We start from the raw sequence: 385 nt of genomic DNA, 5'->3' as shown, positions 1-385 counted from the left end.
CTCCTTCACTTATTGGCGTGGCGACGCCGCCGCGCGGCAGCTTGCCTCGGACCCGGCCGCATTATCGAAAAACCTGGAAAACCAGGCACTTGTCTATTTTTCCGGAATCACTTTGGCAATTCTGGACGAAGCCGCGCGCGCTGCGTTGCTGGCGGCCGTCGCCAAGGCGCGTTCGGCTGGTTCCCTTATCGCCTTCGACCCCAACTACCGGCCGCGGCTCTGGCGTGAGCGCGAGGAGGCGCAGGCAGCGATCGTCGAAGCCCTTGCCGTCACTGATATCGCATTACCAACCTTTCCCGACGAGCAGATGCTGTTTGAGGATGCGACGCCGCAAGTGACCGCTAAGCGGATCGGGAAATTGGTTGGCGAGGTCGTCGTCAAGAAT

The 385-nt window shown here is 61.0% G+C and carries 1 protein-coding gene; it reads left to right on the top strand.

Annotated elements, in window-relative coordinates:
• Positions 1–385: PfkB family carbohydrate kinase (locus tag EN939_RS37815; RefSeq protein ID WP_245473360.1), on the top strand; the 385-nt coding region annotated here is incomplete at both ends.

Origin of the sequence: Mesorhizobium sp. M7A.F.Ca.CA.002.05.1.1, assembly GCF_003998335.1 — a bacterium.
Lineage (GTDB): Bacteria > Pseudomonadota > Alphaproteobacteria > Rhizobiales > Rhizobiaceae > Mesorhizobium.
Note: the sequence above shows the minus strand (reverse complement) of the source record. Positions and strands in the feature narration are given on the sequence as shown.